Source organism: Catenulispora acidiphila DSM 44928, from assembly GCF_000024025.1.
Lineage (GTDB): Bacteria > Actinomycetota > Actinomycetes > Streptomycetales > Catenulisporaceae > Catenulispora > Catenulispora acidiphila.
Genome location: NC_013131.1, coordinates 8,497,197 through 8,520,955 on the forward strand (window position 1 = coordinate 8,497,197; position 23,759 = coordinate 8,520,955).

21 protein-coding genes, 1 tRNA gene and 1 pseudogene are annotated in these 23,759 nt (G+C 62.4%); 16 read left to right on the forward strand and 7 right to left on the reverse strand.

Annotated elements, in window-relative coordinates:
• Window positions 1–62: 62 nt before the first annotated feature.
• Entirely contained in the window at window positions 63–1,007 is a 945-nt protein-coding gene (locus CACI_RS36195; RefSeq protein WP_015795872.1) for a DNA adenine methylase, read from the reverse strand.
• Window positions 1,008–1,416: 409 nt separating this feature from the next.
• On the opposite strand from CACI_RS36195, the gene CACI_RS36200 reads away from it, so the two are divergent.
• The 3 genes from CACI_RS36200 to CACI_RS50575 all read left to right on the forward strand — a co-directional run bounded on the left by CACI_RS36200 (window position 1,417) and on the right by CACI_RS50575 (window position 4,743).
• On the forward strand, window positions 1,417–2,106 hold the full coding sequence (locus CACI_RS36200; protein WP_015795873.1) for an HAD family hydrolase: 690 nt from the start codon (window positions 1,417–1,419) through the stop codon (window positions 2,104–2,106).
• Window positions 2,107–2,648: 542 nt separating this feature from the next.
• Window positions 2,649–4,352, forward strand: a complete 1,704-nt coding sequence (locus tag CACI_RS50570; RefSeq protein WP_143765525.1) for a hypothetical protein — start codon at window positions 2,649–2,651, stop codon at window positions 4,350–4,352.
• 16 nt (window positions 4,353–4,368) lie between these two features.
• A complete protein-coding gene (locus CACI_RS50575; protein ID WP_143765526.1) occupies window positions 4,369–4,743 on the forward strand; it encodes a hypothetical protein in 375 nt (124 codons plus the stop codon).
• Window positions 4,744–4,803: 60 nt separating this feature from the next.
• Here CACI_RS50575 and CACI_RS36205 read toward each other — a convergent pair whose 3' ends face one another.
• On the reverse strand, window positions 4,804–6,258 hold the full coding sequence (locus tag CACI_RS36205; RefSeq protein WP_041540679.1) for a DNA-binding protein: 1,455 nt from the start codon (window positions 6,256–6,258) through the stop codon (window positions 4,804–4,806).
• 508 nt (window positions 6,259–6,766) lie between these two features.
• Between CACI_RS36205 and CACI_RS54520 the strand changes: the two genes are divergently transcribed.
• A complete protein-coding gene (locus tag CACI_RS54520) occupies window positions 6,767–7,321 on the forward strand; it encodes an ATP-binding protein (RefSeq protein ID WP_190276676.1) in 555 nt (184 codons plus the stop codon).
• On the opposite strand, the gene CACI_RS48590 is transcribed toward CACI_RS54520, so the two are convergent.
• Entirely contained in the window at window positions 7,248–7,481 is a 234-nt protein-coding gene (locus CACI_RS48590) for a helix-turn-helix domain-containing protein (RefSeq protein WP_015795878.1), read from the reverse strand. The genes CACI_RS54520 and CACI_RS48590 overlap by 74 nt on opposite strands.
• 193 nt (window positions 7,482–7,674) lie before the next feature.
• Here CACI_RS48590 and CACI_RS36215 point away from each other — a divergent pair, with 193 nt between their 5' ends.
• Window positions 7,675–8,517 carry a hypothetical protein gene (locus CACI_RS36215; RefSeq protein WP_015795879.1) on the forward strand — a complete coding sequence of 281 codons (843 nt, stop codon included), beginning with the start codon at window positions 7,675–7,677 and terminating at the stop codon, window positions 8,515–8,517.
• 101 nt (window positions 8,518–8,618) lie between these two features.
• The gene (locus tag CACI_RS50580; protein WP_143765527.1) at window positions 8,619–9,794 is read left to right on the forward strand and encodes a hypothetical protein; all 1,176 of its coding nucleotides are present in this window, start codon (window positions 8,619–8,621) and stop codon (window positions 9,792–9,794) included.
• Here the strand turns inward: CACI_RS50580 and CACI_RS50585 are convergent.
• On the reverse strand, window positions 9,791–11,227 hold the full coding sequence (locus tag CACI_RS50585; protein ID WP_015795881.1) for an aldehyde dehydrogenase family protein: 1,437 nt from the start codon (window positions 11,225–11,227) through the stop codon (window positions 9,791–9,793). The genes CACI_RS50580 and CACI_RS50585 overlap by 4 nt on opposite strands.
• A gap of 116 nt (window positions 11,228–11,343) precedes the next feature.
• Here CACI_RS50585 and CACI_RS50590 point away from each other — a divergent pair, with 116 nt between their 5' ends.
• From CACI_RS50590 to CACI_RS54525, 9 genes and pseudogenes are all read left to right on the forward strand, one after another.
• Entirely contained in the window at window positions 11,344–12,003 is a 660-nt protein-coding gene (locus tag CACI_RS50590) for a hypothetical protein (RefSeq protein ID WP_143765528.1), read from the forward strand.
• Window positions 12,004–12,370: 367 nt separating this feature from the next.
• Entirely contained in the window at window positions 12,371–12,592 is a 222-nt protein-coding gene (locus CACI_RS36225) for a hypothetical protein (protein ID WP_143765529.1), read from the forward strand.
• A gap of 5 nt (window positions 12,593–12,597) precedes the next feature.
• Window positions 12,598–12,744 carry a hypothetical protein gene (locus CACI_RS51715; protein ID WP_015795884.1) on the forward strand — a complete coding sequence of 49 codons (147 nt, stop codon included), beginning with the start codon at window positions 12,598–12,600 and terminating at the stop codon, window positions 12,742–12,744.
• Between the two features lie 89 nt (window positions 12,745–12,833).
• Window positions 12,834–13,004: a hypothetical protein gene (locus CACI_RS51720; protein WP_015795885.1), complete on the forward strand. Its 171-nt coding sequence runs from the start codon at window positions 12,834–12,836 to the stop codon at window positions 13,002–13,004.
• 711 nt (window positions 13,005–13,715) lie between these two features.
• Entirely contained in the window at window positions 13,716–15,875 is a 2,160-nt protein-coding gene (locus CACI_RS36230; protein WP_015795887.1) for a type IV secretory system conjugative DNA transfer family protein, read from the forward strand.
• A gap of 176 nt (window positions 15,876–16,051) precedes the next feature.
• Entirely contained in the window at window positions 16,052–16,813 is a 762-nt protein-coding gene (locus CACI_RS36235; protein ID WP_190276677.1) for a replication-relaxation family protein, read from the forward strand.
• Entirely contained in the window at window positions 16,810–17,847 is a 1,038-nt protein-coding gene (locus CACI_RS36240) for a DNA-methyltransferase (RefSeq protein ID WP_015795889.1), read from the forward strand. The genes CACI_RS36235 and CACI_RS36240 overlap by 4 nt, the downstream gene beginning before the upstream one ends.
• A gap of 176 nt (window positions 17,848–18,023) precedes the next feature.
• On the forward strand, window positions 18,024–18,428 hold the full coding sequence (locus CACI_RS48595; RefSeq protein WP_083795942.1) for a recombinase family protein: 405 nt from the start codon (window positions 18,024–18,026) through the stop codon (window positions 18,426–18,428).
• A gap of 125 nt (window positions 18,429–18,553) precedes the next feature.
• Window positions 18,554–19,522: pseudogene (locus CACI_RS54525) on the forward strand (recombinase family protein); the annotation flags it as partial.
• Window positions 19,523–19,882: 360 nt separating this feature from the next.
• Here the strand turns inward: CACI_RS54525 and CACI_RS53125 are convergent.
• The 3 genes from CACI_RS53125 to CACI_RS36255 all read right to left on the reverse strand — a co-directional run bounded on the left by CACI_RS53125 (window position 19,883) and on the right by CACI_RS36255 (window position 20,994).
• Window positions 19,883–20,074 carry a hypothetical protein gene (locus CACI_RS53125; protein WP_223297352.1) on the reverse strand — a complete coding sequence of 64 codons (192 nt, stop codon included), beginning with the start codon at window positions 20,072–20,074 and terminating at the stop codon, window positions 19,883–19,885.
• A 97-nt stretch (window positions 20,075–20,171) separates the two neighbouring features.
• A tRNA-Pro gene (locus tag CACI_RS36250) sits at window positions 20,172–20,248 on the reverse strand.
• Between the two features lie 110 nt (window positions 20,249–20,358).
• The gene (locus CACI_RS36255; protein ID WP_049871824.1) at window positions 20,359–20,994 is read right to left on the reverse strand and encodes a mycothiol-dependent nitroreductase Rv2466c family protein; all 636 of its coding nucleotides are present in this window, start codon (window positions 20,992–20,994) and stop codon (window positions 20,359–20,361) included.
• A 114-nt stretch (window positions 20,995–21,108) separates the two neighbouring features.
• Here CACI_RS36255 and pepN point away from each other — a divergent pair, with 114 nt between their 5' ends.
• Complete coding sequence (gene pepN / locus CACI_RS36260; RefSeq protein ID WP_015795891.1) at window positions 21,109–23,685, forward strand: aminopeptidase N; 2,577 nt, start codon at window positions 21,109–21,111, stop codon at window positions 23,683–23,685.
• Window positions 23,686–23,759: the final 74 nt, after the last annotated feature.

The following is a 23,759-nucleotide window of genomic DNA, read 5'->3' on the forward strand; positions in this document are numbered from 1 at the left end:
CGATCTATTCGAGTACTGCGATACCTAACTATTGGTAGCAGCACCCGCCCACATGGAGTAGGTCAATCGACAGCTCGGTACCGTTCCGAAGCCGGGAGGTCGGGATAATTCGTAACAAGCAGCTCGTCTCGGACTGCCCGATTCGATGAACCAGCCGCGGTGTACAGGTGCGGCACAGACAGGCGGGTCACCCCTGACACGCCTTGGTACAGGTCACGAATCGTGGGATTGTCGTCGTAGGACAGTAGCCAGCGGAACCGACCCGACCGGCACAGCGCTTGCGCCAGTGATGCGTGCTCGTCTGACTCGAACGACCACTCGTACAGAAACGGCGCCTTCGCTACATACGGTGGATCTAGGTAGACCGCGATCTCATCGGGATCGAGGTGACCATACTCGCGAAACAGCCGGGTCAGGGTGAGACGCCAGTCAGTATTCCAAACATCTAAGAGTCGCCCGGTCGTTGCGAGGTCGCCGACGGCACGGAGCCGTCGCTCCAGGCCTTCCTTGCCGAAGCGGCAGTCAATCTTGTATTTCGACTCCTGGGCACGTCCGCCGATCGGGCCAGCCCGCCCGTGCAGGATCCCTGAGAACGTCGTGCGGTTGAGAAACAGGCACTTCAAAGCTCGGTCACGGCGGCCTCGTGGAGTGCCTAGCCGCCACCAGTCCCAGCGGTCGAGTGTTACCGGCTCCTCCCACATAGCGGCGATGAGCCACGCAGTGTCGAAAGCCGCCGTGTACCAGAACGCAGCGACAAGGGGATCCGCATCCGCCAAGATGATGTGATCCACAAACTCTTCGCCGGCCACCTTCAGAGCAGTAGATGCTCCGCCGCAGAACGGCTCAACAAACAGCCTCGGCGGTGGCACGTTGGCGCGGATTAGCCCCTGGATGACCGGAGTCAGCCGCCGCTTCGCCCCTGGATATCGAAGCGGGCTCACGACGCTTTGGTCAAAGAACCGCCGGTCACTCAATAATCCTGGCTTGTCAACTACATCCTGTGGCATCCAAGGCTTCCTGCGGGTTTTTGGCCGAGAGGGCTGGTCGCCTGCTGCGCCCACCGACGTATCCCCCCTCATTCCTTTTGACCTGCCTCAGCACCGGAACGCAAGCCTAGCGTTCCCATCATCGTGGTGCTGGGCGGCGCACCATTTGACGGGTTTTGCCGCACGTGGGTTCCACCTCTATCTAAGCTATCGAATATACACGCGCCCCTCAATGGCTAGAGCGCGGGTGATCAGACCATACGAGGAAACCGGGGGCAGCGAATGCCATAAACAGACTGATCACTGCCAACTCGGGCTCCGCGGCGACGAGCACCTTCCGGTGCGGCCACGCTCTCGGTCTCCGCAACCGGGAAGGCCGCATCGGCTCAGTACAGCGCATTGGCTCGGCCGTCCATGCCACCATCCCCATATGGCGAAGCAATCCTCCCTGCTCATCCTCTGGGACATCGACCACACGCTTGTGAGCATCAGCGGTGTCAGCCGCGACATCTACGCCCAAGCCTTTGAGCAGGTCGTCGGTCGACAGATGGAGCACCTGGCCGACATGACCGGCCGGACTGAGGAAGCCATCATCAGGGAGACGCTAGAACTCAACGGCGTCGACCCGGGCACCTCGTTCGAGGCTTTCTACGAAGCGCTTGAGATGGCCGCCCATTCCCTGGAGCCAGCTATGCGTGAGCATGGCCAAGCACTGCCAGGCGCGCGAGAGGCCATCGCCGGCTTCGCGGCCGAGGGCTACACGCAGGCAGTCGTGACGGGCAATATCCGGAGCATCGCCAAGACCAAGCTCGAAGCCTTCGACCTCCAGGAGCACATCGACTTCGAGATCGGAGGCTACGGTGACGACGGCTCCGACCGGGCGGAGTTGGTGCGGCTAGCCATCCAGCGCACGGAAGCCAAGTACAACCGCGGCTTCAAGGCTGAGCACGCCGTCGTGATCGGGGACACCCCGCACGACGTTCGGGGTGCTCTGGACAACCGTGCGCTGGCAGTCGGCGTCGCCACCGGGTCAAGCAGCGTCGAGGAGCTTGCAGCGGCCGACGCAGATGTAGTGGTGCCAGATCTCGTAGGGATCTGCGAGGTGCTGGGCCGTCCGTAGCAACTACGCGGGTACGGCCGAAAGGGGTAGCTACCGGCTTCGCGCGATAACCCACATTGATGATCGGCAATAGATCGATTGCCCTCTCACGCGGCATTCCATGCCACGCGCATATCAACCTGTTACGTTGATCAACTCACTCGAATGAGGGCAAACGTGAACCGCACAAGGCTTCACGCTCGTTCTAATAGCGAGGAGTGACTGTCGGCCGCAGCAAAAAAGGATCACCGCGGCAGGCAGATACGGCCCAGTGGTCGTGATCTTAGTTATCACAAGGTATTGTCTTCCAGCGAACGCAGGTGTGACTCTGGACCAATCACGCTTAAAGACTTTGGAGGGTCATTGACATGAACGTCAGCCCTCACTGGCGTACCGGATTTTGGACACGAGCTCGCCCCGTTGTCGCAGCTACAGCGCATGTCGGTCGAGCGTTTACGCTATGGCCTTGCAATAGTTCCGAACGAAGACTACCGTCCCCGCATGCGCACAGTAGTCAGCCAGACACAAAAGCCTGGCGCGATCTAGGCGCTCCTGGGGGGACCATGTCGTTGCGCGTCAAGCGCCTGCTTCTCGCGATCATGACGATCATTGCTGTACTGCTCATCGCCTACGTCTGCGTGGATGGGCAGCGGTTTCTCGGCCTAAGGCACACAGCTGCCTACAGGTGGAGCGCGCTCGGATTGTTTGTCATCGACGCAGCCTCGGCCAGCATGCTAGCGGCCAAGATCCATCGTGACTCGAACCCGGACAACTCTCCAGGGCCGCCAGTCACGGCAGCAGAAGATCCCATCGACATACTCAGAAAGACAGCGCAGCTGAAACAGCGTCATGACGATGACGTAATCGAGATCTTTACGTCGATCTTGACTCACCCAGAGCTTTGTATCGCTCGCGCCGTGGAAGACGCCAGCGTCCAGGAAAGCGCGCTTGAATTAAATGTTCGCGTTACTTTCGATCTACGGCAGGCCTCTGGCTCAGTTGGTCGACGAAACCTTGGCCCCTGCATCGTGCCGTTTATGAGGATGCAGAAGGGAGCGCTACTAGATAATCTTGAAGTCCGCGGAGCCGATGGTGCGAATTTGGCAACGCTATCTCAGCACGAGACTCGCGCAATGACGGCGATCGTCGTAACAAATCTGTTCTGGAAAGCGTATATTGATCCCAAGGAGATCGGCGTTGTAGCGGACTCATCCGCGTTTCAACAGAACGTTCTCGCGCTTCTTCTCAGAATCGTCTTTGATGCCGAACACGTCGCACGAGGTTTGATGGACAGCGTAGATACTGTCCTGGGACGGCATGCTGTGAGGGATGAGGTAGCCCGCGAGACGCTGCTTAAACTCGTACGGTTCTTGGCCAGCCACTACGTAATCGCGGCAGCAGTTCCAGAGGCGACCGATGATAGAGCCATCATCGAATATACGAAGAACCTTCCGTGCTACGCCCAGTACGAGCAGCTTCGAGACAAACTTCGCCTGCTTTCAGGGCTGCGGCCATACCGTTTTACTGTGCCGCTCTGGTTGCCGTATTACGCGACCAGCTACCACTTTCGGATGCGTGGCACTGGTGGGCAGTATGTTGCGAACCACTATCTGACGCGTCCAACGTCTGACAACAAGGCAATCAAACAAGACGACTTCGAAACGCTGCACCCCCGTCCGTACATCCGCCTACGGCACAACCGAGGGCTTCCATACGGACACCTGTACATGCGCGACTTCCGCAGCGCTCCACCCGAAAGCCTTGCCACAGTTGTCAGGTTCGCCGAAACTCCTCCAGGGGCACTCGGTGGCGCTGCGCTCGTGTCCTGGGCGAGTGCAGCACTTGCGGTCGTATTCACGTTCCTCACAGCTTCAAGTGGCACTCAAGCAAGTTCAGATATCCCAGCGCTGCTACTTGCTTCGCCGGCGTTTGCCGCTTCGTTCTTGGGCTATACCACCGACAGTGAGAGTCTGCTGCGCACCTCGCTCACTGCACGGTTCGGGTTGACCCTGACTGGTGTCATTTCGTTTTCCAGCGCAGTTTTGTTCTTACTTCGCGCGAATCAACACATGACCGCCCGTTGGACCTTCACGTTCTTCGGCGGCCATCTCCATCTCAACAAGGTCAGCCCGTACTGGCTCGTACTTGCAGTCGCGAGTACGACACTCGCTATATACCTGACCTGCATTACGGCCATCAGGACAAGGCGGTATATGAAGGCAGTCGCTAAATTTGACTCTATTGCAGATCTCTATGGGCTAGATTAAAATGGGGGTGAGTTAAGTGAGTACAGCAGCTATGCATTCTGAACAACCAAGGCGTCGCAATGGATCCCGTCGATCTCGCCGCGCAGCGCCAGCAAACAACGAAACCAGACAGCAGGAAGCCGTAGTCGCGGAACGGGGCGGCAACTGGATCGTCGAAACGGGTGAAGTGAGTGCGCCAGACACGCGCTTCACAAACAGCCTGGCTGAGTCACAAGCGCTTCAAGAGCGGCTCCGAGAAGGAGGAGGTGTTGGAGCGGTTGCCATGATGTTTGCCACGATGAGCGAGGCTGACGTCCAGAGTCTCGCAGAACACATCGCTCGTCCCTACGACGAGATCCTGGATGCCATCCGCAGCCACGATGAAGGCGCTGGCCAGCCACAAAGCGATTGAACAAGTCGGAAAACTGCCGTCATGCGCGGCTACCCGACGACGACCTCGACAGAGAGACCGCTATCGCCTCGTCTGCTTGAGTCGCTCCGCAAACTCCCGACCTGCCCGCGTGTCAGCGAACGGCGCAAGAGCTTCACGGAACTCACTCAGCCGTTCGGCTACGCGAGCTGACCCAATAGCTTCGCTGAGCTGTAACGCTTCGGTAGCGACGGCGCAGGCCTGCTCGACATCTGACACCAGCAGATGCGTCTTCGCCAGACGAGACAGGTAATGGACGCGGTCACGCACGCGGTGTGGTGCATGCTCGTCCAGCAGAGAAAGCGCGTTGGTCAGTGCGGCTTCGGCCTCTCGCGGCCGTCCAAGCCCGAGGTAGCACGCCCCTTCCTGGGCAGCCACTTCGACCTTGTCGACGTAGGAGAGCCACAGCGGTTCTTCGACCTGACCGTTGCCGTCGTACGAGCTGCGCGTGTCGTCGAGTGCACGCAAGCACTCCCGCTCGTTGCCCAGGCCGGCGTGGGCGCGGGCTTCACGAGTGGCGAGCATTGTTCTGGTCAGTGGCGTCAGTGCTGACTCATCAGTGGCGCGGGCGGTCTTCGCCAGCGCCAACGCCGTTCCGGGTTCACCGCGGTACATGGCGTGCAGACTCATGTAGGCCGTGGCACTGGCCGCCAGGCCAGGATCGTCGGCTTCGTGCCCGACGTAGACGGCGGTGGTCAGGAAACGCCGGGCTTCGCCATGCCGGTTGCCGTCCACGGCCAACCAGCCGGCCATCTGGCTGAGCTGCCCGAACGCCAAGAGGCCGTCACTGGGATCTACTTCGACTGCCACGGCCATACGTGCCACGTATTGCGACAAGGGTGCATACAGCACATCACCGCCGAGCTGGTCGTCGAGTTGGAGGAACAGCCCGAGCAACTGCGAGGCGCTTTCGGCGAGGGACAAACCGTCGAAGGCCCCCACGGCCTTCAACGGCACCGCGGCCGTCGTGGCTGGCACACGGTTTGCGGTCAAGCTAGCAAGCAAGCCCATGGTGCGGGCGGTCGCCGAGTTTTCAGCGGCTTTGTGGAGTGGCGCCAGCCGAATCGGCGCTGGATGCTCTCTGGTCGTCGTCTGCGGTGTCCGCTCACCCCGTACCTTGAACCACAACAGAACCGAGGGGATACGGAGCACCGTCGACCAGTACGTCAGCTTGCTCAGTTCTTCCGGTGCCCGGCCGCTCTCGATGCGACTGAGCTGGGCTTGGGTCAGATTGAGCCAGCCAGCGACAAGTTCCTGGGACAACACCCGGCCGTGGTAAGGATGGGCGCGGTATGCCGTGAACACCCGCCCCATGTGCCAGCTGTCCAAGGCGCCGCGCATCTGCTCGTCGTGCCAAAACGAACGCGGAACGTCCGGCGGCCGGACGAGGTCGTCAGCAGCCTGCTTCCGGCAGGCCGCACAGAAGCGGTCGGCGTTGTCGGACGCCAGGCGGCTCCGACAGCGGGCGCAGCTGCGCGGGTTCGGTGGGGTCGGCATGGCCTTCTAAAGCCCCTTGCATACATGGGTTGCCGGGTTCCGGCTGGCGGCGTGCCGCCACCTTCCGCTACCAGACTGGCGGGCTACCACGACTCAGCACAACCGGTCATACATAACGCGTATACCGACTATGTCGTTCCGACATGGAGAGTGCTTCTGACCTGGGCAAAGGTGGTGGCACAGGCACGGCGGCAGCGTGCCCCGTCTACTAAGGAGCCAGACATGCCCGCCCCTAACGCCCGCATCTTCGTACCACCCAAGCCGCCCAGTCCGTTCGCCAACTCCGGAGCGATGTCAGCAGGTACGGAGCGAGAACTGTTGCCGCTGCCTCCGTTCAGGGGCGAACGGCGCGGCACGTGGGACCCTCATGCACACTGGCCCAGCCCGGAGACCATGCGCTTGTTGCGCTCACAGTGGGCTTGGTTTGAGGCTGGATTGTGTGGTGACTCACCACTTGTCCAGCTGCTCAAGTCCCTGGACGAGCCCCAGCCTGAAGCTGAGGCCTGACATGTGCCATAGCTACTGGACGAGATCGTTCAAGGGACTGCCGGAACAGGTTGCAGATGTCCGGGAGCTCATTCGCTGGGTCATCGGCGACGTCGATGGTGCCGACGACGTTGTGTTGGTCGCTTCGGAATTGGCGGCCAACGCCATCCGGCACAGCGCCAGTGGAGACCTTGGTGGGAGCTTGGCGCTCCAAGTGGCGGCGTTCTCAGACGCCTGGCATGTCCGCCTCACCGACCAGGGCGGCCGTACCAACCCGACGTGGGAGCCAGCAGATGACGACGAAGCCGGCCGGGGGTTGCCGGTGGTCATGGCGCTGTCCCGCGCCTGGGGCGTGATCGGGGGCAGCACTGGTCGCACTGTCTGGGCTGAGATCCCGTATCCCAAGGACGACGTAGCGGCGGAGTTCTACGAGGGCGACGTCGAGCGCGGTCAGCAGGAACCAGCCCTCAGCGTTGTCGACCATTCGCAGCTCGGATGCCGCCCTACAACCCCACTCGTTCCAAGATGGTCTGCACCGTTGTTCCCAGCGCCTTGGCAACATGGTGCAGCTCAATGAGGTCGAGCCGTCGGTCTCCGGATTCGTACTTGCTGACGAACGACTGTGGAACACCCAAGGCGGCAGCCACCTGCACCTGCGTCAAGTCAGCTTCGTGACGCAGTTCCCGCAAAACTGCGCACAGCCGAAGATGCTCGGCTGAGTAGATCGACTTGTCCACCAGGCAAGCGGACTGCCATGTGCATGGATATCCCAAAATCGGATATGGTCGATTCACTCCATCTCGCAGTGGCCGTATGGCCACTGCGAGTGCGCACAACCACGGGGAAACGCATTTTCGAATCTGATCCCAACCGAGCGATGACCTACAGCGAAGCAGTCTTGTGCTTACCACCAGACCCCGGAGGTTTCCCGTGTGCCGTACCAGAACCCTTGCTGTCGTCAGTATCGCGCTGGCCTCGCTCGTCCTGACTGCCGGCTGCGGTGGCTCCGGAACGCACGCACCGAACGGCGTCGGCAGGTTCAGCACGACGACGCCGGACGGGTTGGCAGTGACAACCAGCGGCATCGAAAGGACTTCGTCGACACCGAGTGCCGTCAGCTCGCAGAACATCGTCGCAGCGGTCGGCTTCGCCTTTTCCACCGGCGACCAGGTGGAGGTGACGTTTGCCGTCGATCCCTTGACGGATCTGGCCTTGGCCGATCCCATGGCGCAGAGTTGCCGGTTGGAAAGTGATCCGTCCAGAGCGCTAGTGACCCACGTGCGAGTCTCTGCCAAGCTAACGGGCAGTCTCCCGGAGAACTTCACGCTGAAGTTCGGCAGGCCGGTGTTGATTCCCTTGGCCATCCAGATGGCGAGTGGCGGACAGTGCTTGTACCCCGACCCCGATGCGCAGCTCCCCATCTCGCTGACTCCAGGCCAGAGCCTGCCGATCGACGTGTGGATGCTTGGCGACGGGGCGAAGACGCCGACCTATCCGGCCGGCGATCCCAGGATCTTGAAGTGGATGACGTTCAACCCGTCGATGCACGTCGGATGGAGGGACATGCTCCAGCCAGATGCCGACATTGAGTTCGGCTACGGCTCCCAGGTGCTGGCCTGCAACCTCGACAACGTGCACAGCGTGCAGACGGAGATCTTCGCCGACGCGGGGGTGTTCGCCAGGGGAGACGACGGATGCGCGCCTGCGGCAACGCTGGAGCAGTTCAAGGGCTTGGAACAGAAAGCTGGGACTGCAGGGGCTACGAGTCCGTAGACGGATAGTCATCTCCGCTCGACGGATCGTGGCTACGTACTCACTGATCGTAAATCCCCGAACGGTATCCTGCGTAGCCCCCTATCCGACAGACTGCCACCGTGAAGAAACGGACGGTGATCATCGGCGCTGCGGCGTGCGCGGTAGCCCTGATTGTCGGAGGCATGTGGCTCTTCGGCGGGACATCGTCGAAGACAATCTCAGATGCCAAGTTCACGGCCGGCGGGTCGTTTTACTCCTACACCACGCCTTCGGCGGTAGTCGTGATGCAGGGCACGAGGACAGTTGCGTCAGTTCCGGAACGGCTCACGGGATACCAGTTTCAAGCAACACGCTGGACACTTGACGGCCGTTACGTGGTCTTCCTTACTATCTATGCTATTGGTAAACCCCTGTTAGATCAGACCCTTGTGTCAATCGACACCGAAAGTGGCGCGGTAGCTCGACTGCCGTGCCCGGATTGCACCACAATTGTGGGCGACGGTGGCGATGAGGTGTTGGCGTACCAGGCAGACTACCAACAGATATGGAGCGTCACGCTTCGTTCTGGAAAACCGTCTCAAGAAACTAGAATAGCTATCCCGAAAGCCGTTAGTGACGACCATTTTATCATTGGGGCGAAAGGCCAGGCGGTACTCGCCATAACCAACGTGGCTCAATCAGCAGCGACTAGCAATTCAGAATCGTTCTATCTCGTCACTGCGCACGGCGCCGTTCGTGAGCTGGCGGCGGCCGGTAGCGAGAGTGAAGTTGCGCCCATCGCGGCGACCGGTCATTCGGCTATTGGCGATGCCACCATCGCCATGGGGGACTCAGTGCACGGCGGAGCGTGCCAACGTGCTGGTTTCATTCACATGCTCGACCCGACCAACGGAGTCGAAACTCAGGTCGAGCTAGTGGACGCGTATCCGCCGAACTATGAGCCTGGCAGAAACGGCGGGCTCGAAATCCACGACCTGTGGTGGGACGACAAAGGATACCTCTACGCCACCGTTGAGTCGTGGATTTGCAATGGCGGCGACCGCAAGATTACGACACCGTCCAGTCTGTGGCGTTTCGACGGAAAACACTGGACAAAAACTGACGCTGGACCCTTGGCCATGGTACGAACACTAGCGGGCGGCGGGCGGCTCGTGCTAAGTCAGCACGCTGATTTCACTACGTACAATGAACCCATCGGCGGTCCGCTCTATTTGGAGCAGGGCTCATTATCGCGAACTAACGTAGCAACAAACGCGCTCTACATTTCAACGCCAGATCAAGCGTCCATACCCTAGGAACAGACACTCGTTGCCGACACGGACGTGAACCCCTGTGGGTTGGAATCAGTTCCCCACTGGTAGATATCAGTATAAGGCGAGCCGTTCGCACGATCGCACAGCGATGCCGCAGTTTGAAAGGAGCCCGGGATCATCTGTGTATAGCGTCTTCCGACAACCTCATAGTCAATTGCCAGCTGGTAGGTGTAGGACGCCTTGCTAGCCTTTAGAAAGATATTGAGAGTGTGGCCATCTTGCGGATCGACACCAAACGCTCGGTCAAAGAAGTCACCTTGGAAGGCTCCTGACGCATAGTACTGCGGCTTGGGAGTCGTCGCGTCGAGGTCAAAGGCTGCTTGGTCTGTGCTTGGCTCCGATGCTGGTTCAACTACGAAAAGACCGCTCGGCGTTGGCACGACTTGCCGGCTCACCACACGAATATTATAGATGGCGACCGGACTTGGAACGTTGTCATCAATCTTGAGGCTAATCAGCGTGTTCCCATAGTTGTAGGCGCCGGCCGATAGCTCCTGAGCGATGTTCGGGTAACCAAACGCGTTGATCTGTGACACGACGCCATGAGCTTGGGAAGTGTCTGAGGCTGGAAACACGAAGCTCGTTGAATCAAGAGACCCGACCCCTGTGACAGTCAAACCGAGCATCGAGCCGACCGGATTTCCGTTCGGATCGGCGACCGTAGTCGCACCAAAGCTCGGAGTTGATTGGCCGCGTGTTGACGGCGATGTATCCGGCAGAGCTGCATACACCGCGAGGCCGATCGCGACAGCCGCCGGAGCGAGTACAAGCTTCCGGTGACGGCGGCCTGGTTTGGCCTTGCTCTCCGTTGCGTCGTCGGTAGCTGGATCGGCAACTGCAATAGTCGAAATAGTCTCGTCCGCAGCGGTCGACTCAGCCACTTTGGGCGTGCCGACAGCCTGCTCAACCTCTACGCCGACTTGGGGCTCATCGGACGGCTCGACTCCGGAGGTTTTCAGGATGATGCCCTTGGCGATGAGCTCCTTCTCGATGAGCGGGAGAAAAGTCTTCTGTGCAGTGCGAAGCCAACCCTCGCTAGAAGACTCCGTGATTCGGAACGCTTCTGGAACGTCATGTTCCAGCCAATGACGGCGCTCCGGTAAATCATAGTCTCGCAGTTTTGGCACGTTCGCTGTGTTGTAGGTGACACGCAAGCTACGCTGCACAGCTTCTTCAGGATCGGGGTACGTATTGCTCTTTGCTGGATACGGACAGCTTGGCAAGAGTAAATCAAGCGCAGTAGAGAACTGCTTACAGACTTCTTCCGGGGTCATCGACTCGGTGATCTCCCAGAGTTGACACAGCTCCGATCCGAGGATCGTGTAGAAGCCCTCCCGCCATGCCCCCTCCTTCTGATGGAGCGCGCGGAAGCGCTTGCGCCAATCAGAGTCCTCGGTGATCACGATGTTCGGCACGCCGCCCCCTCTCGTGCAGGCAGTGTAGCGAACGTTAGATAGATCGCTCTCGCATCAAGCTATTGTCTTGTAGATCATTTTGTGGCATACTTAGCGAGTTAACTGAGAACGTATGTATGAGTTTTGAGTTCTTCGAGCCAGTCCGACCTCTGTCGCCGGACGACATAACTCGCCGACGCATGTTTGAGCAAGCCGAGAAACGTCTTGGACTGTTGTCGCCAGGTGAAATCGTCGCAGCTGCACGTTTGCTCGAAAAGGAATACCGACGCGAGATCGACCTGGGCGATATGTCTCCCTATATGTGCTACGACGATGTAGTCGTATACGTCCATGACCTGTCTACTACTGATCAAGAACGAGCTGTCGGTGTCCTCTCAGCGTTCGTTGAAAGTCCTCTGGCTGGAGACAGGCGGTTTGCGGTACCTCAGATCAGCAGCTTCAGCCGCGCCAACCCTGAAGCAGGCGTGACCCTTTGGAGTCGTCTCATGGGCGACCCCGACGAAGAAGTTCGCGACTGGGCTAAAGAGTCCCTCGAAGATTGCCTTGCGACCGCATCGGCAGGAGATCTGGGCTATCTCGGATTCGTCACGATAGCCGCCCTCGACGAACCCCGCTTCATCGAACGCGTAGGCCTCACTCGGCCGGACGCCTACGACCTCTACCTGTCGTACGCCTACGCTGAGAACGGCCAATACTTCGATCTCGGTCGAGCCGCCCTCGCCATGGTCAACGACCTTGCGCCGCCATCTTCTGACGGCCCAGCGAGTGCTATTTAGCACGTCCATCTCGCCTAGGACAACCCTCTGACCTGCGGTTCTGTCGCTTAGCACATCTCGCAGTGCTAAGCGCACCTTTCAGGTTGGACTTGCCGTTCTGCCCCGTGCTTTGCTGAAGTCACAACCTCACACCACCGAGCAACTGAACGCCGCTGGCAGGGGTTCAGAGCAAAGCTCAAAGTCTCGTGTGAGGGCTCCTTGAAAACAAAATCCCTAGGTGAGCTCTACCCAAAACCGCCTCCTGGAGACGTGGCTACCGCCATGCCTCATGGCAGCGATTAGGGCTTGCTCATCGAGCTTCGGAACTCCAAAGCCCGAACTACTTCTATCGAAAGGAGACAACAACGACGTGAACCGCTCAGGAGGCTTGTTCCTCCGTGTCCTCACCGTCATCGCCGGCCTTGCCCTGGTGGGCATCGTCCTCAAGCTGATCGGCTCGATTCTGACACCGATTCTGCCGGCCAGCTTCAACGCTGCGTTGTCCTCGGGACTGGCCCATCTGGTCACGATCGTGAGCCCGGCCATACCCGCAATCGGAGCACTGGCGATTATCGCCCTGGTGCTCTGGATCATCACGGGTCGGAGGTAGCTGCCATGAAAGACATCCTCGGCTTCCTCGTGATGCTGGCCATGCTCGGCTGGTTCGCCATGGGCGTCGTCCAGGTGCTCAAAACCCTGTGGCTCTACGGAGTCGTGGCCGTCGTCGTCCTGTCGCTGCTGGTGTTCTTCGCGCGCCACTGAGGGCAGGCTCTACGAGCCCTGTCACGGGGTCGTAGAGCCTGCCAAATCCGAACCAATCCATCGAGCAAAAGGAAGTGAGACGCGTATGTATGACCGCTCGCAAGAATCACTCGTCCAAGCAGGCCCGCAAGCGCCAGGAGCGGGAGCTCCGCGACCTCGCTGACCGTCTCACGGTGCTGGAGCAGGAGCTCCACGCCGACTGGCTGCGCCAGCTCGACGAAGAGATCCAGGAAGCCCTCGGCGAGGACACCAGCAAATAGATAGGCGGGCCGCTGCCTCACGCTGAGGCGGCGGCCTGGCGGTTCAGACCCAGAAATTTACGTATAGAGCACAACATTAAGGCGTCGCATGTCCATCGGGACGCGGACGCTGCTCGCCCAGTTGGAAGAGGAAGCAGGCCCCGGAAGCCTGTGGCTAACAGCGTCGGATGCTGGAGGCGGAGCCGCATTGTGCTTGGTGCAAGCCGACATTCCGCCGGTGCCTATCCAGTGGTCGGGCGGTACCAATCGGCGTTGTAATTACGACCCAAGACTGTTGAAGATCGAAAATAATCTGGGCATAGTAAAGGCGGGTCAGGCGATCCGCCAGCTTACGCCGCGAGGGTTTTCATATCTCACCTCGCATCGCAGCTCAACCACGGACACCCGCCCCGCCTAAGTGTTTTCACAAAGCCCCGAAGTGGGGGTTTCGTGTACGTTTCATTGAATACTCATCATTCATGCCTGTCAAGGTCATGAGGTGTATTCAGTGCACCCACGAAAACCTCCGTTTCGGCTTCACCGAAGGGAGGTTTTCTTTATGTCTCAATCACCACAAGACGTGCCTGTCCATGTGACGGCCGAAGTTCGGCCGCCGGCGCTCCGCAAGCTCGCCCGAGCCTGCATCACGCTGGCGCGGCTCCAGCTGTCAGAACCGCCGCAAGACAAGGCCGTCAAGCGGCCGTCCGTGCCCGAAGACACGGAGGCCAACAGATGACCGCGTGGGCGTGGTACGAGGCCTTCCCGCCGCGCGGCATGACGCTGGAAGCCTCCACGAACGTCATGCGGGCGCTCGCCGGACGGCCGCGGTTCGGATTGCTCGGGCTGGTGCCGCTGGCTGTCTTCGAGCTCTGGCTGTATCCGGAACGCGTGCGCTGGTTGGTCGGCATGGATGAGCAGATCAGTGACCGGCTACCGGGGGAACTCATGGCGCAGTGCCCGGAACTGGTACTGGTACACACCGACAATCCGAAGCGTCCGGCAGTCGTTGCCGGCCGTGAGGTTCGCTTCAAGAGCCTGGCGTATCCCATTCGCGGTGACGTCGCCGAAGGAGTCACCGCGGCGCTGCTGCGTATCCGTCAGGGACTGCGCCCTGGTGAAGCCGTCGCACTCCAGTTCGTCATCGGGCCCGGGCAGTTCTTTGCGGTTTTGCCACAGCGGCGGACGCCGTTGGATGTCCTGGGCTTTACCAGCCCACCGGAGCCAGACAGCAACGACCGTCGAGCATTCAAGCGCAAGGTTTCCGAGCCCTTGTTCGCCATCCGCGGCCGAACGGGGGCGGTAGCAAAGGACCCTCGTCGCGCCGCTGGGCTGACCCGACCGGTGTTCTCGGCCCTGGCTTTGGCCAACGACCGGCACGGCCGCGTCCAGGTCTCGGCGCAGTCTTCGCGGGTAGCGCATCAGCTCATGGCGGTCATGGGTAGGGCTCGAACTTGGTCGAGCATCGTGAATGCCGGCGAACTGGCGACCGTAATCGGCTGGAATATCGCTGAAATGGACGTGCCGGGCAGCGGCAACGGCTTCGCGCCGCCACCTCCCGAACTTCTGGACACCGGGGACAACACCAGCCGTCCGGTGGGTCGGAGCCAGCACCCAGCTACCCCAAACCGGCCAGTGCATCTACCGCTGCGCTCGTATGCGGCACACTGCCACGTCATTGCTCCGACCAACGCGGGCAAGTCAACGATGCTCGCCCACTGGGCAGTTGCCGAAGCGGAAGCTGGCCGCTCACTGGTGGTCATCGAGCCCAAAGGCGATCTGGTAGACGACATTCTCAGCCTGTTGCCGGAGGAGCGGCGAGACGATGTGGTCATCATCGACCCGGGAGCAGACGCTCACCTGCCGGTGATCTCCTTCAACCCCTTGCAGGGGGCGGTCAGTGATGCCGAACGCCGCGCCGATTCACTGCTCGGGCTGTTTAAGGAGCTGTTCGGGGCAAACATCGGGCCCCGGAGCAGTGACGTGCTGTTGCACGCACTCATCGCACTGTCTAGATCGGCAGACGGAACCTTGACCGACGTCATGCCCTTCCTGAGCGACGAGCGCTTCCGGCGCTCAGTGCTTGCTCACGTCAGCGATCCGCTGACCTTGGCGCCGTGGGCGGCCTGGTTCGACACTCTCAGCGTCGGTGAGCTCGGCCAAGTGGTCGCGCCGATCGGGAACAAGCTACGGATCATCAGCGCCCGGCCGAGTATCCGTCGACTGCTCGGCCAGCCAGACCCCGCGTTTCGACTGGAGTCGATCTTCGAGTGCCCGACGATCGTGCTCGTCAACCTCAACGCCGGAGCTATTGGAGCCGAGGGCTCGAAGATCATCGGGACATTGCTGCTACATCAACTGTGGGACGCTATCCAGCGCCAGACCACCAAGCCCCCGAAGCAGCGTCGGGCGGTGCCAATCTTCGTCGATGAGTTCCAGGGCTACACGTCAGGCCTCGACTTCGCTGATGTGCTGGCCAGAGCCCGCGGGGCAGGGGCACCATTCACTGTGGCGCATCAACACCTTGACCAGTTGAGCCCAACTCTCAAATCCGCGGTGCTGGCGAATGCACGCTCACGCGTTGTGTTCCGGCCGGCTGAGGGCGACAGCGCCGCCCTGGCGACCGTCCTCGGCAAGCCGGTGACTGCTGACGACTTGGCGCGGCTCCCGGCGTTCCATGCGCTGGTGCGTGTCCCGCTCGGTGGCACTCCGTCACCGGCGTTCGAGGTGGCCACACTGCCACTGCCGAAGTCCACCACCGACCCGAGGCGACTCCGGCGCCAGTCTGCCGAGCGCTACGGCACCGATCCGAAAGCTATCGACGACGCCATCTTGCACCGCTGGCGGGGCGATGAGCCGGATGAACCAGTCGGAGCGCGGAGGAAGCAGCCATGACTGCTGACCTCACACCTACCGATCGGCCTACCGGCCGGGCTGAGTGGGCAACCACCCGACCAGCGGACACGGGAGGTAGACACCGCCGAAACTCCTCCATGAGTGGAGGCGTCACATCGTCCCGGCGGGCACCGGCGGAACGTCTGGCGGATCGCCTCGGCCCCCGGGACCTTGCAGTGCTGGCTTCGCTCAACGAGTTCCGTTTGCTCTCGGGCAGCCAGCTCCGACGCCTGCATTGTCCTGGTGGCGAGATCTCCACCCAAGCTCGTAAAACTAGGGCGATCATGCGGCGGCTGACAGAACTCGGCGTCGTCGCCCGCGCTGAGCGGGGGGTCGGCGGCATTCGCTCGGGAAGCGAAGGCTACGTTTTCGGCCTCTCCGGCCTCGGTCATGCCGTCCTCGATCGCGATCAGCCTGGCGCGCGGCGGCATCGCAGCGCGATCGAGTCGAAGTCGACCTTCACGGCACACATCCTCGCTTGTTCTGAGCTCATGTGTCAGCTCGTCGAGCACTCCCGCGCCGGCGGTTGCACTATCGAGGAGCTACGCGCTGAACCTGGTTGTTGGCGCTGGTTCAGCAGCCAGAGCGGCGGACGCCGGCCGCTCAAACCAGACGCCTACGTCCGACTCACTGTCGACGATTTCGATCTTGCGGCATTCATCGAGATCGACCTGGCCACCGAGAGCCTGCCGACGATCGCGAGCAAGTGCGCGGTCTACCTTGACTACTGGCGTTCTGGAGCCGAGCAACGCGTCGCCGGCTTCTTCCCGCGCGTCTGGTGGCTGGTGCCGCACCCCGATCGGGCTGGCGCCATCTCCCGAACCATCCAGCGGCTAGCCCCGGCCGAACAACGTCTCTTCGCTGTGGCGCTCATCGAGGACGCCGTGGCCGCACTCACTACAACCCCTCACACCGACACCAAAGGAGGTGCCCAATGAACCAGATCACGCCCACGAACCGTAACCGCATCCTCGTCGGGGACGTCCGTGCCCGGCTGTCGGAACTTCCGGACGCCGCCGTCCACTGCGTCATTACCAGCCCGCCGTACTGGTCGCTGCGCGACTACGGCCACCCCGACCAGATCGGGGCCGAGCCGACCGTCCAAGCCTGGGCGGAAACCATCGCCGCTGTCTGCGGCGACCTCGGCCGCGTACTGCGGCCGGACGGCGTGCTCTGGCTCAACCTCGGCGACGGCTACAGCCGTCACATCCGCGAAGGTGCCGCAAAGAAGTGCCTGCTGCTCGGACCCGAGCGAGTCGCCCTGAAGATGACACAGTCCGGCTGGCTGCTGCGGAATAAGGTGATTTGGGCCAAACGTAACCCGATGCCAGCCAACGTCCGCGACCGGCTGAGCACCAGCCACGAATACCTGTACTGCTTCACCCGCTCGCCGCAGTACTACTTCGACCTGGACGCCATCCGCGAGCCAGCCGTGACGGCCAACAAGCAGCAACGGGCGGGCAACCGCGCCACCTACCCGCCCAGGACGGCCGTGCCGTCTCTCAACGGTGGCAGTACCTCCCGCGTCGACCTCAACCACGGTCTCAGCGCCATGAAGGCTCGTGGCGTCCAATCCCATCCGCTCGGCAAGAACCCGGGCGATGTGTGGTCCATCTCCACTGCCAGCTACCACGGCGCCCACTTCGCGACGTTCCCGGTCGAGCTCGTGCGGCGTCCATTGCTGGCCACCTGCCCTGAGCGAACCTGCGCGGCCTGCGGTACTCCCTGGGCCCGAACGTTGCTTGGTACCGGCCACCGACGAGCTTCGAGTGGACCACTACGCCAAGCGTGCCTGTGTCAGGCCGGCTGGCAACCGGGGCTTGTCCTCGATCCGTTCATCGGGGCGGGCACAGTCGGCGTCGCCGCAGAACGCTTCGGCCGCGACTGGTTGGGCATTGAGCTCAATCCTGACTTCGCGGCTCTGGCCACCGCCCGGATCGCCGAGGCCCGAGCGGCCAAGACAAACCGCTAGTCCGCTCTCCGGGCACAGCGGTGCTGGAAAAACCACAGCACCGCTGTGCTTCCTCACGTCACCGAAGATGGTGGACGTCCAAACACGTCGAAAAGTAAATAAGGTCATCCTGTCCTTTCTTGGCACCGTATCTATGGGCTGAGAAAATAGCTATACAACGAAAGGAGACAAAAGATATGACACAAGAAGAAACGGAAATCGGTCGCCCACCTGAGACGAGCGCAGTTCGCGCCGTGATGTACTTGCGGGTTGCCAGCCCACGGCCGGACGACAGCCAAGCGGCTGCCCACCAGCGAGCGGCTTGTCTGCACGTTGCCGAACGCCGTGGGCTGTCCATCGCCCGGGAATACCTCGATCTCGGAACGCCAGGTCGGTTTGACCGTCAATCGGCGCTTCAGCACCTGCTATCCGAGCTGGCGGAAAAGTGCGAAGCGGAAACCGTCGTGGTGTCCGACAAAGCTCGGTTGAGTCGATCTCTGCCGGAGCTCATGACCACCGTGCAGCGTATCCGTGGCTGCGGGGCAATCGTCGTGACCGCCGACAACCTTGAACAGATTTATGAAGGGAGGAACGAAGCATGAACACGCACGACCATACACAGGAGGCAACACCGAGGCGGAACGCTCTCGAAGCAGCCAAAGCCCGGGGACACCGCAAGGCACGGAATAGTCAGACGGCCGCCAAACCCCGTGACGTGCTCATCGGGATGTTGTACGCCCGCGTCAGCACCAAGGAGCAGGCTCGGAGTGGCGGTGGTGCTCTGGGCTACTCGCTTCCCGTACAGATCGACGCCTGCCGCCTCAAGGCCGCCCAGCTGGGTGCGGTCATCGCCCCAGAGCACGAGTACATCGACGCCGGGGAGTCCGCCAAGACCGCCGACCGCGACGAACTGCAACGGTTGCTTCAAGACATCAAGACGGTACGGCCGGACTTCGTGATCGTCCACAAGATCGACCGCCTGGCACGCAATCGCGCCGATGACATCGCGATCAATCTCATGCTGAAGAAGTACGGCGTGACCTTGGTGTCCTGCACCGAGAACATCGACGACACCCCGAGCGGCCGGCTGCTCTACGGGCTCATGGCCGAGATCGCGCAGTTCTACTCGGGCAACCTCGCCCAGGAAGTCATGAAGGGTCTGGTACGCAAGGCCGAGGAGGGCGGCACCCCGTTCCGGGCTCCGCTGGGCTACATCAACCGCAAGGAGACCCAGGGCAGCGTTGAAACCTCGTGGGTGGAGCTCGACCCGGAGCGAGCCGAGCTCGTCCGGTGGTGCTTCGAGGCCTACGCCAGCGGCGAGTGGAGCGGGATCGCCCTCACACTCGCTACTGAAGCCAAAGGCCTGACGACACGGCCGAGGGGCAGCAAGTCCACCCAGCCGCTCTCCTTGACCGGGATGTATCACCTGCTCCAGAACCCCTACTACATGGGGGTTGTGTCATATCGGGGCATCCACTACGAGGGCAAGCATTCGCCCCTCGTTGAGCCGGAGGTCTGGCTGGCAGTGCAAGACCTGCTTGCCTCCAACGCCCACCGTGGCGAGAAAGACCGCGTGCACCGGCACTACCTGCGGGGCACGATCTACTGCTCGATCTGCGGTGGTCGGCTCATCTACTCCGAGAACACCGGGAACGGCGGGACGTACCAGTACTACCTGTGCCTGAAGAAGGCACAGCAGGGCGGTTGCAACCGCCCTGCTGTGCGCCTGGAGCGCATCGAGGACGGCATTGACGACTTCTACCGCTCGTTTCGTCTGCCAGAACACCAAACCGAGGCCATCCGGCAAACAGTGCGAGCTGAGCTGGTCGGCCAACAGAACGAAGCCCGCGCTGACCTCAAGCGCGCCAAGAACAGGCGCGAAGCCGCCCAGGACCAACGTCAGAAGCTGCTCCAAGCCCACTACGCCGGAGCTATCCCCAGCGACCTCCTGTCCGCTGAAATGAACCGGCTCACCCGGGAACTGGCTGAGGCTGACGTCGGGATCAAGGAGGCCAAGGCCAGCAACAGCGACGTCGAAGCCACGCTCGACGCTGCGCTAAAGGCTGCAAGCCACTGCGAGCAGGCCTACCTGCGCGCCCCTGGCCACGTGCGGCGGCAGATCAACCAGGGGTTCTTCGAGAAGCTGCTCATCGGGGAGGACGGGTCGGTCGAGCGGGTCGAGTTCACGGAGCCGTACCAGCCGATCTTGGGCAAAGGCCAGGCCAGCCTGTCCTTTGCCTTCGACCATGTTCTGGACGAGACGAACTACCGTCAGAACGTCGGAAGTTCCAAAAAGAACACCAGCGACCGGGTTCCCCCGGTCGCTGGTGTGAATGTGACCTATATGGTCGGGATGACAGGATTTGAACCTGCGACATCGTGCCCCCAAAGCACGCGCGCTACCAAGCTGCGCCACATCCCGGTTCTCGCGACAGCAGGTTAGCACTGAGGCAGGGGTTCAGTCCTGACGCTTTCGGCCTCGAGCAGCAGGCGGGGACCGGGTCAGCGGTCCCCGTGCGCGGTGCGTGCTGCTCAGTCGAAGATCGGATCCTGGGTGCGGGTCCGCTTGAGCTCGAAGAAGCCGGGGGTGGAGGCCACCAGGAGGCAGCCGTCCCACAGCTTGCCCGCGTCCTCGCCCTTGGGCGCCGGGGTCACGACCGGGCCGAAGAAGGCCACGCCGTTCACCGCGACGACCGGGGTGCCGACGTCCTGGCCGACCAGGTTGATGCCCTCGGCGTGGGACTTGCGCAGGGCCTCGTCGTACTGGTCGCTGTCGGCGGCGTCGGCCAGGGACGCCGGCAGGCCGGCCTCCTCCAGCGCCTCGACGATCACCTCGCGGGTGAACTCGCGGCCGCCGGGGTGGTGGCGCGTGCCGAGGGCCGTGTAGAGCGGGAGCACGTACTCCTCGCCGTGCTGCTGCTGGGCGGCGATGACCACGCGGACCGGACCCCAGCCGGAGTCCATGAGGTCGCGGTAGCGCTGGGGCAGGTCCTCGCGGTGCTCGTTGAGCACCGACAGCGACATGACGTGCCAGCGCACGTCCACGGGGCGGATCTTCTCCACTTCCAGCATCCAGCGGGAGGTCATCCAGGCCCAGGGGCACAGGGGGTCGAACCAGAAGTCCGCCACGGCGCGGGGGGCGGCTTGTTCGGGGGTAGGAGAGCTCATGCAACAGACCAACACCATCGGACCTGCGGCTAATCCCGCAGGCACACAGAAGGGCGACCGTGCGAGGATCGATGGCAAACAACTCGACACACAGCGACAAGGAGCCGTGCAAGGGTGCCCGGTACTAATCTGACCCGCGAAGAAGCCCAGGAGCGCGCGGCGCTGCTGGAAGTCCAGTCCTACGACGTGAGCCTGGACTGGTCGAACGCCCCCGATCCGGAGGCCAAGACCTATACATCCGCCACCACTGTGCGGTTCCGGGCGAACACCCCCGGCGCCTCCGCCTTCATCGACCTGATCGCCCCCGCGGTGCGGGAGATCACCCTCAACGGGCAGTCGGTGGACCCGGCCGAGGCCTTCAAGGACAACCGGATCTCGCTGGCGAACCTGCAGGCGGACAACGAGCTGCGGGTCGTGGCGGACTGCGCCTACATGAACACCGGCGAGGGTCTGCACCGGATGATCGACCCGGTCGACGGCGAGGCGTATCTGTACACGCAGTTCGAAGTCGCGGACTCCCGGCGGGTGTTCCCGGCGTTCGAGCAGCCGGATCTGAAGGCCACCTTCGCCTTCACCATCCAGGGTCCTGACAGCTGGCAGGTCTTCTCCAACTCCCCCACCCCGGCTCCGGAGTCGCGCGGCGACGGCACGGCCATGTGGGCTTTCGAGCCGACCCCCCGCATCTCCTCCTACATCACCGCGCTGATCGGCGGGAAGTACCACGTCGCGCGGTCGGAGCACACGACCAAGCGCGGGCAGAAGATCCCGATGGCGGTCGCGGTCCGCACCTCGCTGGCCGAGTACCTGCGCCCCGAGGAGATCTTCGAAGTCACCAAGCAGGGCTTCGACTTCTTCACCGAGAAGTTCGACCGCGACTACCCGTTCACGAAGTACGACCAGCTCTTCGTGCCGGAGTTCAACGCCGGAGCCATGGAGAACGCCGGCTGCGTCACCTTCCGCGAGGAGATGATCTTCCGGTCGAAGGTCACCGACGCCGCCTACGAGCAACGCGCCGAGGTCATCCTCCACGAGATGGCCCACATGTGGTTCGGCGACCTGGTCACCATGCAGTGGTGGAACGACCTGTGGCTCAACGAGTCCTTCGCGACCTTCACCTCCTTCTACGCCCAAGTCGCCGCGACCCGCTACAAGGACGCCTGGACCACCTTCGCCAACGGCGAGAAGTCCTGGGGCTACCGCCAGGACCAGCTGCCCAGCACGCACCCGATCGTCGCCGAAATCCGCGACCTCGAAGACGTGATGGTCAACTTCGACGGCATCACCTACGCCAAGGGCGCCTCCGTCCTGAAGCAGCTGGTGGCGTGGGTCGGCGACGACCACTTCTTCGAGGGCGTGCGCGCCTACTTCAACCGCCACCAGTGGAGCAACACCACGCTGGCGGACCTGCTCGGCGCGCTGGAGGAGACCTCCGGCCGCGACCTGAAGGAGTGGGCGAAGCTCTGGCTGGAGACCGCCGGCCCGAACACGCTGCGACCGCTGTATGAGGTCGACACGGACGGGAACTTCACCTCCTTCACCGTGGAGCAGGAGGGCTTCTCCGAGCAGTTCCCGACGCTGCGCCCGCACCGTTTGGCGATCGGTCTGTACAACATGGTCGACGGCGCCCTGGTCCGCACCGACCGGGTCGAGTTGGACGTCACCGGCGCCTCCACCGAGGTCGCCGACCTGATCGGCAAGGCCCGCCCCGCGCTGGTCCTGCTCAACGACGACGACCTCACCTACGCCAAGATCCGCCTCGACGAACACTCGATGGCGACCCTGGTCGACCACGTCGGTGACTTCGCCGAGTCCCTGCCGCGCACTCTGTGTTGGGGCGCTGCCTGGGACATGCTGCGCAATGCCGAGCTGGCGGCTCGCGACTACCTCACTCTGGTCCTGCGCGGCATCGGCCGGGAATCCGACATCGGCGTCTCCCAGCTCCTGCAGCGACAGGCCAAGTCCTCCGTCGAGCTGTTCGCCGACCCGGCGTGGCGTCCGACCGGTCAGGCACTGCTCGCCGACGCCTGCTGGGAACACTTGAAGACCGCCGAGCCCGGCTCGGACTTCCAGCTCGCCTGGGTCCGCTCCTTCGCCGGTGCCGCGCTGACCGACGAGCAGCTCGCGTACGTCGCCGCCCTGCTGGACGGCTCGCAGACGCTGGAAGGCCTGACCGTCGACACCGAGCTGCGCTGGTCGCTGCTGATGTCGCTGGTGGTCGGCGGCAAGGCGGACGTGCCGGAGATCGAGGCGGAGCTGGCGCGCGACAAGACCGCCACCGGCGAGCGATACGCGCTGCAGGCACGTGCGGCCCGTCCGACCGCCGCGGCCAAGGCCGAGGCATGGGCATCGGTCGTGGACGGGGACACCCTGGCCAACCACACCGTGGCCTCGGTGATCGGCGGCTTCCAGTCGGTCCCGGCGGACAAGCGCGAGGAGCTGCTCAAGCCGTACGTCGCGAAGTACTTCGCGACGGTCGAGAACGCCTGGGACTCGCGCACACACGAGATCGCCACGCAGATCGCGACCGGCCTGTTCCCGACGTTCGTGATCGAGCAGAGCACCGTGGACGCCACGCAGGCGTTCCTGGACTCGGCGCAGCCGGTGCCGGCGCTCCGGCGGCTGATCGTGGAGTCCGTGGACACCGTCGGGCGCTGCCTGAAGGCGCAGGAGAAGGACCGCTCCGCGGCCTGAATCCGGCGCACGGCGCACCGGAATGCCGGGAAACCGGGAAGCCGGTGAGCCCGAGGCGAGAACGCTGAAGCGGC